This is a genomic window from Pseudomonas serbica, from assembly GCF_028823535.1.
GTDB lineage: Bacteria > Pseudomonadota > Gammaproteobacteria > Pseudomonadales > Pseudomonadaceae > Aquipseudomonas > Aquipseudomonas serbica.
In genome coordinates this window covers 106,498-122,185 of the sequence record NZ_JAQIYM010000016.1, presented here as the reverse complement: position 1 = coordinate 122,185, position 15,688 = coordinate 106,498, and the positions used below count along the sequence as shown (strand labels likewise).

Below are 15,688 nucleotides of genomic sequence, written 5' to 3'. Positions count from 1 at the left end.
GTCCGTGTGCGCCTATTACTGATAGAGGATGACGTGGCACTCGGCGAGGGCATACACCAGGCCCTCAGCCGTGAAGGCTACACCGTCGACTGGTTGCAGGACGGCAGCAGTGCCTTGCACTCGCTGCTCAGCGAAATCTTTGATCTGGCGGTACTCGACCTTGGCCTGCCACGCATGGACGGCCTCCAGGTGCTGCGGCGCTTGCGTGAAAGTGGCTCCAATCTGCCCGTGCTGATCCTGACGGCGCGGGACGCCACTGAAGACCGCATTGCCGGGCTGGATGCCGGCGCCGATGATTACCTGATCAAGCCTTTCGACCTGGCCGAGCTGAAAGCGCGCATACGTGCGCTCCTGCGCCGCAGCGCCGGCCGCGCACAAGCGCTGATCGAGCACGCCGGTATCAGCCTCAACCCGGGCACCCAGCAAGTCAGTTACAAGGGCGAGCCCGTCGCCCTGACACCCAAGGAATACCAGTTGCTCCATGAACTGCTCTCGCCACCGGGACGGGTGATGACTCGCGATCATCTGATGCAGTTGCTCTACGGCTGGAACGAAGAAGCCGAAAGCAACACGCTGGAAGTGCACATTCACCACCTGCGTAAAAAGTTCTCTACCGACCTGATCCGCACCATCCGCGGAATCGGTTACCTGGTGGAGGAGCGTCGATGACCTCGATCAGGCGTCGCACCCTGACCTTGATCATTGGCTTGATGCTCGCTGGCCTGACAGTGATCAGCCTGCTCAACCTGTACGACAGCAACCACGAAATTGCCGAAGTCTACGATGCCCAATTGGCCCAGAACGCGCGTCTTTTGCAAGGCGTCATGCGCATGCCCTTGGCGAGCAAGGAACATTCCGATCTGTACCAGGCCTTCAACCAGGCCTTGAGCGAGGCGGCACCCAAGGTCGACGGCCATCCCTATGAAACCAAGATTGCCTTTCAGGTCTGGAACTTCAAGGGTGAGGTGCTGGTGCACACGGCGAGCTCGCCGTCCTTCAGTGCCCCACCGGCTACCCCAGGCTTCAGTGATGTCGTCGACCTGAACAACCGGCATTGGCGGGCCTTCCTGCTCGAAGACAAACAAAACAATTTGCGCATCTGGGTGGGCGAACGCGACGACGTTCGAGCGGACCTGGTAGACCGGATCGTCAGCCACACGCTGTGGCCCAACATCCTGGGGAGTCTGCTGCTGGCCGCCATGATCTGGCTGGCCATCGGTTGGGGGCTCAAACCCCTGGTCAATATGGCGGCCACACTGCGGGCCAGGCAGCCAGGTTCACTGGAGCCCTTGCAACTGACGCCGCTGCCCACCGAGCTTGAGCCGATGCAGGCAGCCCTGAACCGCATGCTCGCGCAGATCCAGGAAGTCATGGGGCGTGAGCGGCGCTTCATCGCTGACGCCGCCCACGAAATGCGCACGCCACTGGCGGTGCTCCGGGTGCATGCCGAAAACCTGATGCAAGCGGGCAATGACGAGGAACGCCGGGTTTCGCTTGAACACCTGATTGCCGGCGTCGACCGTACCAGCCGGCTGGTCAATCAATTGCTGACGATGGCGCGTATCGAGCCGACACCCGGTACGCAACTGCCTGTACCTGTCGATCTGGCCGCCGCTGTGCGCGGCAGCCTGATCCAGCTCACTCCCTGGCTGTTGAGCAAGGATCTGGAACTGGTTTTCGACGTCAGCGACGACATCGGCCTTGTCAGGGTCGACCCCGCAGCGATCGATATTGCCCTGAACAACCTGGTTACCAATGCCGCGAATTTTTCTCCACCGCATGGGCTCATCAAGGTAACGCTGGCCGCCAGGGAGAACGGTTACGAACTTTGCGTTGAAGATGAGGGCCCGGGTATCAACGAGGACGATCGCGATCGGCTTTTCGAGCGTTTCTACAGCCGCGGCAATGACCAGGGGGCAGGCCTGGGACTGACCATCGTCCAGGCCATTGCCGTTCGCCTGGGTGGCCAGGTCAAGCTGGAGAATCGCAGCCCTAAAGGGTTGCGCGCCACGCTGGAGATCAGCCGCGCGTGACGCTGGCATTAACCTCAGATGGAACGCTGATTGACCCGGGCCATGAGCTGTTCGGCGCTCTCTTTGCGTTCAGAGTAGCGATCCACCAGGAACGCCTGGCGGTCGCGCAGCAGCAGGGTGAACTTCACCAGTTCTTCCATCACGTCGACGACCCGGTCGTAGTAGGCCGACGGTTTCATCCGGCCCGCCTCATCGAATTCCATGAACGCCTTCGGCACCGAAGACTGATTGGGGATGGTGAACATGCGCATCCAGCGTCCCAGCACACGCAGCTGATTGACCACGTTGAATGACTGGGAGCCGCCGCATACTTGCATCACCGCCAGCGTTTTGCCCTGAGTGGGGCGACAGGCGCATCGTCGGGCAGGGGCAGGCCGGACGGATTGAAGATGCGCGTCTCTGCGCCGAAATGCTCCAACAGGCGAGCGGCTTCTTCGACCAGCAGCCGGCTGAACGAGCGCTCGCGGTTCGAGCCGTACAGCAGCAGGATGCGCGGCTTTTGATCAGTGGGCTGGTTCGGGATCTGCGTGCCGTCGAACAGCGTGTCATGTTCTGCAGGCGGGAGGCGTTGTTGTGCAACCAATTGGCGTTACCCTGCAACGTCACCTGCAGGATCTCGTGCACCCAGGCAGGTAGGTCCGGATTGAGGCGGTAATAAACCCACTGGCCCTGACGGCGATCCAGCAGCAGCCCGCTGCTGCGCGAGATGGCGGCTGATCTTCGGCTGGCTGTCGTCCAGCGCGCACATCAACTCGCAGACACACAGCTCGCCCTGGTGGGCGATCAGCAAGGTGGCGCGGGCACGGGTCTCGTCAGCCAGGCTTTTGAATACCTCGGGAGGCGTGATCATTGGGTAGGCCCAATATATGGATAATCAAATTTACGGATATCCATATGTGGCGCGCAAGCAAAGAATCGAACCCTTGCCGCCGATCATTGGCTAAAGGACAAGCCTGGCATCAAAGGGCAGGGCACTCTCGAGGAATTCCCATGCATAACTACACCGTGGAATATCTGTTCAACGGCGAGCCTCGCAGCCACGTGTTCGAACTCGAGCAACCTCGGCTGCCCATCCACGAAGCGGCGATGCACCTGCTGCAACTGCATTTTGGGGATGGCGAGAACAGCCTGATCATGCCCAACGCGGACGCAACGCCAGACGAGGTGCTCTGGCAGGCTGGACTGGTAGGGCTGACGCAGATCAAGGTCGGCGATCAATGCGATTGATGGCATTTGCGCCGACCGGCAATCTTTTGCCGTCCGGGTTTTATTGAGCGTTGATCTGTACTTGCTCACTGATAAGTTGGGCGAGTATCCGCACCGGCTCGGTAAAGCTCTGGCGAGACCTGTGCACGAGGCCGATATCACGGTGGAAGGTGTGCTGTCCGAGATCGAGCGCTCGCACACCTGCGGGCCCGCTGGGGTACTTCTTCAAGGTTGTCTCAATCATCACGGCCTACGCACCGATCGGTGTATTTGGCAGCCAATCGTATCGTCATGGCGTCGGTGACACACAGCCGGATGATGACGATTGGCCGACTGGCCAATGAGAAATGCAAACACGCATTCAGGAGTACATCATGAGCAATGGTGTCCCGCTCAACCGCGAGCGATATCCAGCCACACCGCGCCATCCGGGAACCGATAACGCTCCAGTGTCTCAGCGCTCATTTCAATGCTGTAGCCCGGACGTTGCGGCGGCATGTAGCGGCCGCGGCGGATCACCACCGGGTCGAGGAAGTGTTCGTGCAAGTGATCGACGTATTCCAGGACCCGGTTGTGCAGCGAGGCCGAGACGGCGATGTAGTCGAACAACGCGATGTTCTGCACGTACTCGCACAGACCGACGCCACCGCCGTGGGGGCAGACCGGGATGTCGAACTTGGCGGCCATCAGCAACACGATCAACACCTCATTGAGCCCACCCAGCCGGGCGGCGTCCAGCTGGCAGAAGTCCAGGGCGCCGGCCTGGAACATCTGCTTGAACATCACTCGGTTGTGGCAGTGCTCGCCGGTGGCCACGCCGATCGGTGCGATGCGCTGGCGGATGCTGGCGTGGCCGAGGATGTCGTCGGGGCTGGTCGGCTCTTCGATCCACAGCGGATCGAATGCGGCCAGGCGGCGCATGTTGGCGACGGACTCGTCGACGCCCCAGACCTGGTTGGCGTCCATCATCAGGCTGCGTTCCCAGCCGATTTCTTCGCGCAGGATGGTGGCGCGGCGGATGTCGTCTTCCAGGTTGGCGCCGATTTTCTGCTTGATGTGGGTCCAGCCATCCTCGACCGCCGCGCGCGCCAGTTGGCGCATCTTTTCTTCGCTGTAGCCCAGCCAGCCCGGTGCCGTGGTGTAGCCGGGGTAGCCGTCACTGAGCATTTGCGCCTCGCGTCGGGCTTTGCCCGGCACTTGGCGGCGTAGCAGGGCGATGGCTTCCTCGGGGGTGAGCACGTCGGTGACGTAGCTGAAGTCCAGGCAGCGTACCAGTTGCTCCGGGGTCATGTCGGCCAGCAACTTCCACACCGGTTTGCCTTCGTGCTTGGCCCACAGGTCCCAGATGGCGTTGACGATGGCCGCGGTGGCCAGGTGGATCACGCCTTTTTCCGGGCCCAGCCAGCGCAGTTGACTGTCGCCCACGGTGAAGGTGTGCCAGAAGGTGCCCATGTCGGCGACGATCTCTTCCAGCGTCAGGCCCACCACCAGCGGGGCCAGGGATTGCACGGCCGCGGCACAGATTTCGTTGCCACGGCCGATGGTGAAGGTCAGGCCGTGGCCTTCGAGGCCGCCAGGGGCGTCGGTGTGCAGCACGACATAGGCGGCGGAGTAGTCCGGCGCGCTGTTCATCGCATCGGAGCCGTCCAGGGACAGGGAAGTGGGGAATCGGATGTCGCGCACGCTCAGGTGAGTGATTCGAATGCTCATGGTGGATTCTTGTTCTGCTGACCATAGGAAGACCCGACTGTAGATCGCCAGGCGATACAGGCATAATCGCGATTTCCTAATTATCGATATCGAATTTGATATGTCTATCGAGCCAGAAACCACGGCGCCCGAACTGCGCAATGTCGCTGCCCTGAAGATTTCCAGCCGGCAGATCACCTTGCTCAATGCCTTGGGCGAGCTTGGCAACCTGCGCCGGGCGGCCGCGGCGATGCACACCTCGCAACCTGCAGCCAGTCTGCTGCTGCAGCAACTGGAGGCGCGACTGGGCGTGCGCCTGTTCGACCGACTGCCGCGCGGTATGCAGCCGACCCTGTATGGCGAGGTGATGATCCGTTACGCCCAGGGCGCGCTGCATGAGTTCGAGCATGCCCGGGAGCAGATCGCGGAACTCGCGCGCGGTGCCACGGGGCTGGTGCGGGTCGGCAGTGTGATGGGGCCGGTGCCGACGCTGCTGACCAAGGCGGTGCTGGCGTACAAGCGTGATCACCCCAAGGTGCGAATTTCCATCGAGGTCGGGACCAGCGACACTTTGCTACCAGCCTTGCTGCGCGGAGATTTCGATGTGGTGCTGGGGCGGTTGCCGGATCAGGGCGACAGCCAGGGCCTGGACATCGAACCGTTCGAAAACGGCGAGCAGATGCGCGTGGTAGCCCGTGCTGCCCACCCGCTGGCGGGTTCTTCGCTCTTGCAGTTGGCCGACCTGATCGGCCAGACCTGGATCCTGCACCCGATGGGCAGCCCCATGCGCCGCCGGGTGGAAAGTGCACTGCAAGCCGGCGGCATGGTGCAGGCGCTGGATATCGTCGAAACCGCCTCGATCCTGGCCACCACGGCGATGCTCGAGGCTTCGGACATGATCGCGGTGGTGCCCAACGACGTGGCCGAGCATTACGCGCGCTATGGCATGGTCACCCTCCTGCCGGTCGAACTGCCGATCTCCATGGCCCACATTGGCCTGATGACCTTGCGGTCCCGACCTAAATCGGCGGCGCTTCGTACACTGCTCGACTACTTCAGGGCGCAATAGGGTGATTTGATAACCACGGGTTATCAATTGATCGGATCATCTCATTGGGAATCCTTGGGTTGGCTCCTTACAGTTGGCGCAGATTCACCCTGCACACAACGGGTGACGCCATAACAAAAAGTCGGCCGCTATAGCCTGAGAGGTCCCATGCAACTGATAGCCAGTACACGGACCGGCGACCCTGCCGTGATTCGCCTCAACCCCTTGGACAACGTAGTGATTGCACGCCAGGTCCTGCCAGAAGGCTTGAGCCTGGAAGCCGAAGCAGTCATCGTGCGCCAGCCGATTCCCTCCGGGCATAAAGTCGCTACCCAGCGCGTGGAGCAAGGTCAGCCCCTGCGTCGTTACGGGCAGATCATCGGCTTTGCGTCACAGCCCATCGAAGCGGGTGACCATGTGCATGTGCACAACGTGGAGATGGGCGACTTTGCCCGGGACTACGCCTTTGGCGTGGATACCCACGAATCGCCAGTCACCGAAGCCGTCTTCCAGGGCATCGTGCGTGCCGACGGCCGCGTGGCGACGCGCAACTATGTAGGCATTCTCACGTCGGTGAACTGTTCGGCGACCGTGGCCCGGGCCGTGGCCGATTACTTTCGTCGGGACATCCATCCCGAGGCGTTGGCCGCCTTCCCGAACATCGACGGTGTCGTGGCGCTGACCCACGGCGCCGGTTGCGCCGTGGACCCCAGCGGCGAAGCCCTGGGCCTGTTGCGCCGCACGCTCGGAGGCTACGCCGTTCACCCCAACTTTGCCGCGGTGCTGATCATCGGCCTGGGCTGTGAAACCAACCAGATCGAAAGCCTGCTCGAGACCCAGGGGCTCACGGCCAGCGACCAATTGCGCGCGTTTACCATCCAGGGCATCGGCGGCACCTCGAAAACCATCGCCAGTGGCATTGAGCAGGTCAAGGCCTTGCTGGCCAAGGCGAACCAGGTGCAACGCGAGCCGGTCAGTGCGCGCCACCTGATCGTCGGCTTGCAGTGCGGTGGCTCGGATGGTTACTCGGGCATCACCGCCAACCCGGCGCTGGGCAATGCGGTGGATCGCCTGGTGGCGGCCGGTGGCACCGCGATTCTTTCCGAGACCCCGGAGATCTATGGCGCCGAACATTTGCTGACGCGCCGCGCCGTAAGCCGCGAAGTAGGGGAAAAGCTCATCGCGCGCATCCATTGGTGGGAAGACTACTGCCGCCGCATGAACGCCGAACTGAACAACAACCCTTCGGCCGGCAACAAGGCCGGGGGCCTGACCACCATCCTCGAGAAATCCCTGGGCGCGGTGGCCAAGGCCGGCTCCAGCAACCTGGTGGATGTCTACCAGTACGCCGAAGCGGTCCGGGCCAAGGGCCTGGTGTTCATGGACACCCCAGGCTACGACCCGGTTTCGGCCACCGGCCAGGTCGCCGGCGGCGCCAACCTGATCGCCTTCACCACCGGCCGTGGCTCGGCCTACGGCTGCGCACCAGCGCCTTCGATCAAGCTGGCGACCAACAACCGCGTATTCGAGCACCAGGAAGAAGACATGGACGTGAACTGCGGCGGCATCGCCGACGGTTCCACCAGCATTGAAGAACGCGGCGCCTACATCTTCGCGCAGATGCTGCGAATCGCTTCCGGCGAACGCAGCAAGAGCGAACAACACGGCTATGGGCAAAACGAATTCGTGCCCTGGCAGATCGGCGCCGTGACCTGACTGACAGCCCCGCAACTTTCACAAGGCGAACACCATGCAATTTTCCGGATACAACTTCATTGCCGGCCAGCGCAGTGCCCTGGGCGACACCCTGGTCTACAGCATCGACGCCCACACCGGCGAACGCCTGCCTGGCGCTTTCCATCAGGCCACCCTGGTGGAAGTCGATACCGCGGTGGCGGCCGCGAGCGCAGCTTTTGCCTCGTTTCGCACGCTGCCGGCAGTACGCCGCGCCGAATTCCTTGAGGCCATTGCCGATGAACTCGACGCGCTGGGCGAGGATTTCATCGCCCTGACCTGTCAGGAGACGGCGCTGCCGAGCGCGCGGATCCAGGGTGAGCGCGGGCGTACCAGTGGCCAGATGCGCTTGTTTGCCCAAGTGCTGCGTCGTGGTGATTTTTATGGCGCACGCATCGACCAGGCGCTGCCGGCACGCAACCCTTTGCCGCGTCCGGACCTGCGCCAGTACCGCATCGGCGTCGGCCCGGTGGCGGTATTCGGCGCCAGCAACTTCCCCCTGGCGTTCTCCACGGCGGGAGGCGATACCGCCGCCGCCCTGGCCGCTGGTTGCCCGGTGGTGTTCAAGGCCCACAGCGGACACATGGCCACCGCCGAGCGGGTGGCCGAGGCGTTGGTACGGGCGGCCGAGCGCACGGGCATGCCGGCCGGCGTGTTCAACATGATCTTCGGTGCCGGCGTCGGCGAGGCGCTGGTCAAGCATCCGGGTATCCAGGCAGTGGGCTTTACCGGCTCGCTCAAGGGTGGCCGCGCCCTGTGTGACATGGCGGCCGCCAGGCCGCAACCGATCCCGGTGTTCGCCGAGATGTCGAGCATCAATCCGGTGCTGGTGCTGCCCCAGGCCCTGGCCAACCGCAGCGCGGCAATGGCCCGGGAGCTGACCGCCTCGGTGGTGCAGGGCTGTGGCCAGTTCTGCACCAACCCCGGGCTGGTGCTGGGTATTCGCTCACCGGCGTTCAGCAGCTTCATCGAGCAACTGACCGGGCACATGGCCGAACAGGCCCCGCAGACCATGCTCAATCCAGGCACCCTGAACAGTTACGGCAAAGGCCTGCAGGCGTTGCGGTCGCACCCTGGGATCAAACATTTGAGCGGCCTGTCGCAAGCGGGCAACCAGGCGCAACCGCAACTGTTCGAGGCCGATATCAGCTTGCTGCTGGATCAGGATGAATTGCTCCAGGAGGAGGTGTTCGGCCCTTGCACGGTGGTCGTCCAGGCCGCGGACAAGGCTGAATTGATGCGCGCCGTCGCTGCCTTGCGCGGCCAGCTCACCGCCACGCTATTGGCCGAGGACGATGATCTCGCTGGCTTTAGTGAGCTGTTCGGCGCGCTGGAAGTGAAGGTCGGCCGGGTGCTGCTCAACGGTTATCCGACCGGTGTCGAGGTCTGTGATGCCATGGTCCACGGCGGCCCTTACCCGGCCACCTCCGATGCCCGCGGCACGTCGGTCGGCACCCTGGCGATCGATCGATTCCTGCGCCCGGTGTGTTACCAGAACGTACCCGACGCGTTGCTGCCCGATGCCTTGAAAAACGCCAACCCGCTGGGCCTGCAACGCCTGGTTGATGGCAAGCACACCACAGCGGCGTTGAATTGATCAGGGAGCAGCATCTATGACTGAAGCTAAACGCTACGCCGCGCCAACGCTGACCGCGTTCGTCGAGCAACTGTTCGAAAAAGCCGGAGCCGATGCCGAGGTCGCCCAGGTGGTGACCCGGGTGCTGCTCGAAGGCGAATTGCTGGGCCATCGCACTCACGGCCTCAACCTGGTCAGCCGCTATATCGGCGGGATGCTCAGCGGGCAAGTCAAGGCCAGGGCCGAGAACCTCGAACGGGTGTCCGACAGCGGTATTTCCAGCCTGTTCGACGGTCACTACGTGCTCGGTCCCTACTGTGTCAGCCGTGCGCTGGACAGCGCGGCCAAGGGCGCCACGGAGCAGGGCATCGGTATCGCCGTGGTGCGCCGTGCCGCGCACATCGGTTGCCTGGCTGCTTACCTCAAGCCCTACACCGACCGTGGCCTCGTCGCGATGGTGTATTCCTCGGACCCGTCGGTCGGGCTGGTGTGCGCCCACGGCGGGATCGACCCGATCTACACGCCGAACCCGATTGCCGCCGGTATCCCGACCCGGGGCGCGCCGATCCTGCTGGATGTGAGCATGTCCACCGTGACCCTGGCCCTGGTCGGTCAATGCCGCGACGCCGGCAGCCGACTGCCGCACCCGGTGCTGATGAGCAACGAAGGCCAGGTGAGCGACGCCCCGGCCGATTTTTTCAGCACCCCGCCGGGCAGCATCCTGCCCTTGGGTGGACAGGCCTTCGGGCACAAGGGTTTTGCCCTGGCGATCCTGGTCGAGGCCCTGACCTCGGGCCTCGCCGGTCACGGGCGCAAGGACGGTCCGGAGCAGTGGGGCGCCTCGGCCACGACCGTGGTGATCGACCCACGCTTCTTCGGCGGGCTGGATGCGTTCACTGACGAAACCTCGTTCCTCAGCAAGTTGATTTTGGGCAGTCGAGCGGTCGACCCCGAGCGCCCGGTGCGCCTGCCGGGCCAGGCGGGCCTGAAGCTGCGTGAGCAGGCCTTGGACGAAGGCCTGAGCCTGTCGCAGAAGGTGGTGGACGAGCTCAACCAGACGGCCGCGCAGTTGCAACTGCCAGCGCTTACCTGATTCCCTCTGTAGGAGCGAGCTTGCTCGCGAAGGTTGTTAACGATGACGCGTGCATTCTGAATAAACGCGTCGTGCTCAAGTGTTTCGCGAGCAAGCTCGCTTCTACACCGCTTCAATAACAATAATAAAGGCCATCAGATGAACCCACTGAAGAAGTATCAACGCATCACCGTTGTCTTCCTGCTATTGATCGGCATGGTCAACTACCTGGACCGTAGTGCGCTGTCGATCGCCAACACCTCGATCCAGAAGGACATGATGATCAGCCCCTCGCAAATGGGCATCCTGTTGTCGGCGTTCTCCATCGCCTACGCGTTTGCGCAGTTGCCAATGGGCCTGATCATCGATCGGTTGGGCAGCAAGATCGCCCTGGGCGCCTCGCTGCTGGCCTGGTCGGTGGCGCAGTCGACTTTTGGCATGGTCAACAGCTTTGCCGGCTTCATGGGCCTGCGCGTGTTGCTGGGAATTGGCGAAGCACCGATGTTTCCCTCGGCGGCCAAGGCCCTGTCCGAATGGTTCGATGCCAATGAGCGCGGGACCCCGACGGGCATCGTCTGGTCGTCGACCTGCCTTGGCCCATGCCTGGCGCCACCGTTGCTGACGCTGTTCATGGTCAACTTCGGCTGGCGCGGCATGTTCATCATTACCGGGGCGATCGGAATCGTCCTGGGCGTGTGCTGGTTGGCCTTCTACAAGAGCAAGGCGCAATACCTGGCCGAGCTGGCGGCTGAAGGCAAGCCGTTACCCACCGAGAAACAGACCCGCGTGCAGGCAGTCGATGCGCAGGCACCGAAGGTGTCCTACTTCGCCGGCTGGCTCGACCTGTTCAAACACCGCAGTACCTGGGGTGCGGTCCTGGGCTTCATGGGCGTGATCTACATGCTGTGGCTGCACCTGACCTGGTTGCCCGGTTACTTCGAGCGCGAGCATGGCATGAACCTGTACAAGACCGCGTGGCTGGTGTCGCTGGCCTATGGTTTTGGCGCGGTCGGCACCATCGTTGCCGGGCGCTTCTGTGACATGCTGGTGCGCCGTGGCATGAGCATCCTGGCCAGCCGCAAGTTCGGCGTGATCACGGGGCTGGTACTGGCGGCGCTGTTCACCTTGCCGCTGTCGATTGTCACGGGCCTGACCGGTTGCATCATCCTGCTGTGCCTGGCGCTGTTCAGCATCAACATGGCCAGCGCCACGGCCTGGATGATCGTCAACACGATCGTTGACAGCCGCCGGGTGGCCTCGTTCGGTTCGATCCAGAACTTCGGCGGCTACATCGCCGGCTCCGTCGCGCCGATCGTCACCGGCTTCAGCATCCAGTACTCGGGATCGTTCAACACAGCGTTCATGATCAGTGCGGTGGTGGCGCTGTGTTCGGCCCTGGCGTACTTCCTGCTGCTCAATGCGCCGATCGGCAGTGCAGAGCCCGCGGCGGACCACCTTGCAGCGGTCACCGAATAGGCGGCCGCAAGCGCTCACGCCGTCCACGACGGCTGAGCGCATACAGGCATCCACCCAGCAACAACGAGGCGCATACCGCAGCCAGCAGGGAAGGTCTGCGCTCGTTGTCGCGCCGGCCACCCGCTGGCGAAGGTGAATCCAGCGGGGCGTTGAATCGGACCTTGTTGAGTTTCAGGCGAGCGCCATCAGCCAGAACCAGCGTCAGGTCTTCGATGCGCCCAGCGAGCCGATCCGGGAATACCGGTTCGCCCGTGGGATCAAGTTCGTCATAAAAAAATTGCTGACCTTCCAGCCACCCGACAGCGGTCATCAGTTCGGGTCCCAGATAATACTTGCCGTCGAGAAAGAAGCCGGGGAAATGTCGTGTGCGTTCAAGGCTCTCGACGGTGTAGCGCTCGCCTGGCTTCATACCGGTCAATGAGTCGATCATCATGCCATCCTCGGGTTCGCTGGTGTTGCGATAGAGGCTGGGCTGTTGTCAATGTTCCATCGGGATGACAGAAAGCCGAAACCGCAGTGCGCCTTGTTCATCCACCGCTGACTTTCCAGTGTTTGACGTCATCGGCAAACATCATCTGCTTCATTTCATGGGCAATGCCATAGGCCAGGGATTCGTGGGCCGCGATGACTTTTTCTTCCGCCGAAAGGCAATGGAATATATCCAGCTTGGTCTCGGCGTCGGCCGTTTCGAGGGTGAAGATCTGCACGTAGCGCGCCAGGTCGTTGTCCAGGCTCGACAGGTATTCACGCAGGCGCTGGTGGTCCACCGATTTCTGGCTGAAGTACCAGTTCATCGGGTGAATCAGGAAGCGTGAGTGGGGCGAGGTGATACGCCGGCCGGCCGCCAGGAACATGATGATGCCCATGGACTCGATGTTGCCCGCGTTGATCGCGCAGAGCGGTACCGGCAAAGACTTGAGGAAGGTATAGAGGGTGAAGCCAAAGTTGGTGCTACCCCCGCTCGTGGACAGGTTGAGCAGCAACGAGGTGGCGCCCTGGTCGATGGCTTCCAGACAACAGTCGCGGAAGCGCTCGGTGGTGCCCTGATCGATCTGGCAGTGAAAATGCACGATGTGTTCAGTCATCGATTGACCACCTGGGTATGAGGCATGGAGGACACATCAAGTCTAGTTAACATCGAGGGATTGGTCTGGATACCTTCGCAAAACGCCCCAGCATCAGGCCCTGGCCGTCCATCGTCTGCGCGGGTTTTTAATGGAACCAAACAGCCGGATCCACTCGTCGCGAGCGCTGTAATTCCTTTCAAACTTTCTGTTTTACCCGTCCTCCGACGTATACGAGCCCACGCTCGTACCAACGATGCAGAGGTGAATAGAAATGGCCAATACAGGAAACAAAAATCCCGGCAATCTTTCCACTGATCGGGACAAGGCGGCTGATGCCGGCAAAAAAGGCGGTCAGGCTTCTGGCGGACAAGCATCGCGTGACAGCGATCGCATGGCCGGAGGCGGGCAGGGAACCAACCGCGGAGGCGAATGGGCCGACGACAAGGAAAACATGAACAAACCAGGCCAAAAAGGTGGCCAGGCTTCAGGCGGGCAACAGTCCAACAGGGCTGACCAATCGTCCACCGGCGGGCAAGGCAGCGGACGCGGCGGCAACACTGCCGATGACCGCGACAAGTCCACTGGAATGGGACGCAAGGATGATGATATGAGCGGAGGCGGGGGACGCAAGTCCTGATACCGTCTGACCATCAAGCCCCGACTCCTCGGGGCTTGATTCGTTATGCTGGACGAACCACGTGCCCGGGTAACCGTCAGGGTGATCACGTGATTTGCACAATGACCGGACCTTCCGTCACGATCGGCGGCTGCGCGCGGATGTCCGATGCATTGTTCTGAATCCACTCCCGCGCCACTTTCAAGCTCGCATCGCTGCCGGCCTTGTCCGTGCAGACAGTCACCGCCGTACCGCCATCACCGGTATTGAGCAGCGTGTAGCTGACCAGGCCAGGCACTTGTCGCAGGGCCGCTTCAACGTCGGTCCTGCGTTCTTCCAAACGTTCGAAAAGCTGCTTTGTGCCGCTACCCAGATAGGTTCTTATCACCGCGTACATGGTCGTCTCCTGCAGGCGCACCCTGGTGACGCCTGCCCGGATCCGCAGTTGGTCGCAATCACCCAGGTTTCAATGCACCCCGATTCATTAAGCTTAGCCACAGGCCGGAGACAGGCGAAAGGCAACGACCATCGGGCGTGAGACGCGGCAGTCTGATTCAGCTGGGTGAAACCCTGCACTGTTCAGTCATCCACCGATTAGTCGATACTTGAAGCCCCCCTTAGCTATTGGCTCGTCCAGATGGATCAGGTTTCTTTCACTTTTCTCCGATACCCCTCCGGACCCTCGGACCTGGCGCGAGATGTACAAGGTTAAACAGCAGCGAAACCGTCAACGGCTGTAGGAATGCCGAGTCAGGCGTATCAGATGGAGGAGTGTAATGACCACAATCGATGTGAAATCCCGATTCGAAGCGAAGCTTATCCGTCCGGCAAAGCCGGGTGATGATAGGTCATGGGTGTACGTCGTACTGCCAAGAGAGGCGAGTGAACGGCTTCCGAGGCGAGGCAGGACGACCGTTGAAGGCACAATCGACGGGCACCCTTTCCAGGCAACCCTTGAGCCGGATGGTCAGCTGAGTCATTGGCTGCGGGTTAGCGGAGCGTTACTCGAAGCCGCGGGCGCGGCCCCTGGGGACATCGTCACACTGGAACTGGCCCCGGTGAAGAAGGAGCCCGAGCCTGACATCCCGGCAGACTTGCAGGAAGCACTGGCTGCCACCCCCGAGGCGCATAAAGTCTGGAACACTGCAACGACCCTCGCACGAGTCGACTGGATCCACTGGATTACTTCAGCCAAGCAACTCAAGACACGCGCCAAACGAATTGGCGATGCCTGCGATATGCTCGCATCCGGCAAAAAGCACGTTTGCTGTTTCGACCCGTCCGGCTACTACAGCAAGGCCTTCCGTGCGCCCGAGGCGGAAGATTTTTAAATGGCACAGCAGGTTGAATGCGCCTGACAATGCGTCCAGATCGTTCGCTTCGTGCATTGGGCATGGCCGGCCTCTGCGTGATACGAATTCGGCCGAGGGGCAAGCCCCGCGTACGTCTGGACTACGTGAGCGCAAGCCGCTCCAGCGCATAATCCTTGCCTGCCAGGGTCAGTTCATAAATGGTGGTGCCAAACGTGCCCCGTGTCACTTTTTGCCGCACCAGTCCCTTGACCTGGAGTTGCTTCAGGCCGGTTTCAACTTCTGCCGTGCTGAGTGAGACAAGCTTGCAAACCGAGTTCAGGTTGGCAATTTTCCTGAAGTTCGCATGATAGGCCAAGGCTTCCATCAGCAGCGTCTGGTCATCGGTCAGTTGTGGAAACTGGGGGTTGTTCCTTTTGTAAATTTTTCGCTCGATCTCGTGAAGCTCAACGTAAGCGCCGTCAGTGATGCGGGCGTAGTAGATCGCCACAGACAGCGTGCCGATCAGAATCACGATAATCATCAGCAGCGACCAGTTCGGAATGGGTGTTTGCAGCCCAAGCCAATCCGCAAAACCTGACAGCCAGACCTTGGTATCTGCCAACAACGTCAGGTCAAATTGGCTGTCGAGCAGCTTCATGACCGCCCAGGTGACGAGGAGAATTCCAGCCGGGTACGCCATGACCTTGAAGGTGAGCGAGGAAGGCTTGCCTGGTGTTGCCATGCTACGGGTCTCAAGTGCAGAAACAGGTTTTATCAGCATAGCTTGGAAAATTGGGCATCCAGCCCCGGAAGACGCCTTCGCTGGCGGCAAGCCCCGACAGGTATTGCACGATCTGTAGGAGCTGGCTTGCCAGCGAA

The 15,688-nt window shown here is 61.7% G+C and carries 15 protein-coding genes and 3 pseudogenes; 10 read left to right on the top strand and 8 right to left on the bottom strand.

The features are described from left to right. The first annotated feature begins 6 nt into the window (after window positions 1–6). Window positions 7–669: a response regulator gene (locus tag NQL71_RS24580; protein WP_046817293.1), complete on the top strand. Its 663-nt coding sequence runs from the start codon at window positions 7–9 to the stop codon at window positions 667–669. Beyond that, window positions 666–2,033, top strand: coding sequence for an ATP-binding protein (locus NQL71_RS24575; protein ID WP_046817294.1), 1,368 nt, complete (start codon window positions 666–668; stop codon window positions 2,031–2,033). Before NQL71_RS24580 ends, NQL71_RS24575 begins: the two co-directional genes overlap by 4 nt. 14 nt (window positions 2,034–2,047) lie before the next feature. Here the strand turns inward: NQL71_RS24575 and NQL71_RS24570 are convergent. Continuing rightward, a pseudogene (locus NQL71_RS24570) lies at window positions 2,048–2,574 on the bottom strand (NAD(P)H-dependent oxidoreductase). A gap of 5 nt (window positions 2,575–2,579) precedes the next feature. Continuing rightward, a pseudogene (locus NQL71_RS24565) lies at window positions 2,580–2,883 on the bottom strand (metalloregulator ArsR/SmtB family transcription factor); the annotation flags it as partial. Window positions 2,884–3,023: 140 nt separating this feature from the next. Between NQL71_RS24565 and NQL71_RS24560 the strand changes: the two are divergent. Next, window positions 3,024–3,260 carry a hypothetical protein gene (locus NQL71_RS24560; protein WP_046817295.1) on the top strand — a complete coding sequence of 79 codons (237 nt, stop codon included), beginning with the start codon at window positions 3,024–3,026 and terminating at the stop codon, window positions 3,258–3,260. A gap of 40 nt (window positions 3,261–3,300) precedes the next feature. Here the strand turns inward: NQL71_RS24560 and NQL71_RS24555 are convergent. Next, window positions 3,301–3,447: pseudogene (locus NQL71_RS24555) on the bottom strand (LysR family transcriptional regulator); the annotation flags it as partial. A 185-nt stretch (window positions 3,448–3,632) separates the two neighbouring features. After that, window positions 3,633–4,949 (bottom strand): L-fuconate dehydratase, encoded by a 1,317-nt coding sequence (locus tag NQL71_RS24550; protein WP_077185790.1) that lies wholly within the window; start codon window positions 4,947–4,949, stop codon window positions 3,633–3,635. Between the two features lie 100 nt (window positions 4,950–5,049). On the opposite strand from NQL71_RS24550, the gene NQL71_RS24545 reads away from it, so the two are divergent. The 5 genes from NQL71_RS24545 (at window position 5,050) to NQL71_RS24525 (ending at window position 11,834) form a co-directional block, all read left to right on the top strand. Next, window positions 5,050–5,997, top strand: coding sequence for a LysR family transcriptional regulator (locus tag NQL71_RS24545; RefSeq protein ID WP_274643491.1), 948 nt, complete (start codon window positions 5,050–5,052; stop codon window positions 5,995–5,997). A gap of 147 nt (window positions 5,998–6,144) precedes the next feature. Further along, window positions 6,145–7,692, top strand: coding sequence for a UxaA family hydrolase (locus NQL71_RS24540; protein ID WP_274643490.1), 1,548 nt, complete (start codon window positions 6,145–6,147; stop codon window positions 7,690–7,692). A gap of 34 nt (window positions 7,693–7,726) precedes the next feature. Then, window positions 7,727–9,307, top strand: a complete 1,581-nt coding sequence (locus NQL71_RS24535; protein WP_166620339.1) for an aldehyde dehydrogenase (NADP(+)) — start codon at window positions 7,727–7,729, stop codon at window positions 9,305–9,307. Window positions 9,308–9,323: 16 nt separating this feature from the next. Then, entirely contained in the window at window positions 9,324–10,379 is a 1,056-nt protein-coding gene (locus tag NQL71_RS24530) for an Ldh family oxidoreductase (protein ID WP_274643489.1), read from the top strand. Window positions 10,380–10,517: 138 nt separating this feature from the next. Beyond that, entirely contained in the window at window positions 10,518–11,834 is a 1,317-nt protein-coding gene (locus tag NQL71_RS24525; protein ID WP_046817301.1) for an MFS transporter, read from the top strand. Here the strand turns inward: NQL71_RS24525 and NQL71_RS24520 are convergent. Continuing rightward, window positions 11,824–12,264, bottom strand: coding sequence for a short chain dehydrogenase (locus NQL71_RS24520; protein WP_166620338.1), 441 nt, complete (start codon window positions 12,262–12,264; stop codon window positions 11,824–11,826). The genes NQL71_RS24525 and NQL71_RS24520 overlap by 11 nt on opposite strands. Window positions 12,265–12,361: 97 nt before the next feature. After that, a complete protein-coding gene (locus NQL71_RS24515; RefSeq protein ID WP_046817303.1) occupies window positions 12,362–12,919 on the bottom strand; it encodes an ATP-dependent Clp protease proteolytic subunit in 558 nt (185 codons plus the stop codon). A gap of 253 nt (window positions 12,920–13,172) precedes the next feature. Between NQL71_RS24515 and NQL71_RS24510 the strand changes: the two genes are divergently transcribed. After that, window positions 13,173–13,538 (top strand): KGG domain-containing protein, encoded by a 366-nt coding sequence (locus NQL71_RS24510; protein WP_046817304.1) that lies wholly within the window; start codon window positions 13,173–13,175, stop codon window positions 13,536–13,538. Between the two features lie 85 nt (window positions 13,539–13,623). Here the strand turns inward: NQL71_RS24510 and NQL71_RS24505 are convergent, their stop codons facing one another. Beyond that, the gene (locus NQL71_RS24505) at window positions 13,624–13,914 is read right to left on the bottom strand and encodes a hypothetical protein (protein ID WP_274643488.1); all 291 of its coding nucleotides are present in this window, start codon (window positions 13,912–13,914) and stop codon (window positions 13,624–13,626) included. Between the two features lie 379 nt (window positions 13,915–14,293). Between NQL71_RS24505 and NQL71_RS24500 the strand changes: the two genes are divergently transcribed. After that, window positions 14,294–14,848, top strand: a complete 555-nt coding sequence (locus tag NQL71_RS24500) for a YdeI/OmpD-associated family protein (RefSeq protein ID WP_274643487.1) — start codon at window positions 14,294–14,296, stop codon at window positions 14,846–14,848. Between the two features lie 121 nt (window positions 14,849–14,969). Here NQL71_RS24500 and NQL71_RS24495 read toward each other — a convergent pair whose 3' ends face one another. After that, window positions 14,970–15,551 (bottom strand): hypothetical protein, encoded by a 582-nt coding sequence (locus NQL71_RS24495; protein ID WP_274643486.1) that lies wholly within the window; start codon window positions 15,549–15,551, stop codon window positions 14,970–14,972. Between the last annotated feature and the right edge of the window lie 137 nt (window positions 15,552–15,688).

What these genes read in the sequence shown, in the direction of transcription:
- NQL71_RS24530 (WP_274643489.1), top strand. Translation starts at nt 9,324, where the DNA reads ATGACTGAAGCTAAACGCTACGCCGCGCCAACGCTGACCGCGTTCGTC.
- NQL71_RS24495 (WP_274643486.1), bottom strand. Translation starts at nt 15,551, where the DNA reads ATGGCAACACCAGGCAAGCCTTCCTCGCTCACCTTCAAGGTCATGGCG.
- NQL71_RS24550 (WP_077185790.1), bottom strand. Translation starts at nt 4,949, where the DNA reads ATGAGCATTCGAATCACTCACCTGAGCGTGCGCGACATCCGATTCCCC.
- NQL71_RS24515 (WP_046817303.1), bottom strand. Translation starts at nt 12,919, where the DNA reads ATGACTGAACACATCGTGCATTTTCACTGCCAGATCGATCAGGGCACC.
- NQL71_RS24575 (WP_046817294.1), top strand. Translation starts at nt 666, where the DNA reads ATGACCTCGATCAGGCGTCGCACCCTGACCTTGATCATTGGCTTGATG.
- NQL71_RS24560 (WP_046817295.1), top strand. Translation starts at nt 3,024, where the DNA reads ATGCATAACTACACCGTGGAATATCTGTTCAACGGCGAGCCTCGCAGC.
- NQL71_RS24520 (WP_166620338.1), bottom strand. Translation starts at nt 12,264, where the DNA reads ATGATCGACTCATTGACCGGTATGAAGCCAGGCGAGCGCTACACCGTC.
- NQL71_RS24545 (WP_274643491.1), top strand. Translation starts at nt 5,050, where the DNA reads ATGTCTATCGAGCCAGAAACCACGGCGCCCGAACTGCGCAATGTCGCT.
- NQL71_RS24505 (WP_274643488.1), bottom strand. Translation starts at nt 13,914, where the DNA reads ATGTACGCGGTGATAAGAACCTATCTGGGTAGCGGCACAAAGCAGCTT.
- NQL71_RS24510 (WP_046817304.1), top strand. Translation starts at nt 13,173, where the DNA reads ATGGCCAATACAGGAAACAAAAATCCCGGCAATCTTTCCACTGATCGG.
- NQL71_RS24525 (WP_046817301.1), top strand. Translation starts at nt 10,518, where the DNA reads ATGAACCCACTGAAGAAGTATCAACGCATCACCGTTGTCTTCCTGCTA.
- NQL71_RS24540 (WP_274643490.1), top strand. Translation starts at nt 6,145, where the DNA reads ATGCAACTGATAGCCAGTACACGGACCGGCGACCCTGCCGTGATTCGC.
- NQL71_RS24500 (WP_274643487.1), top strand. Translation starts at nt 14,294, where the DNA reads ATGACCACAATCGATGTGAAATCCCGATTCGAAGCGAAGCTTATCCGT.
- NQL71_RS24535 (WP_166620339.1), top strand. Translation starts at nt 7,727, where the DNA reads ATGCAATTTTCCGGATACAACTTCATTGCCGGCCAGCGCAGTGCCCTG.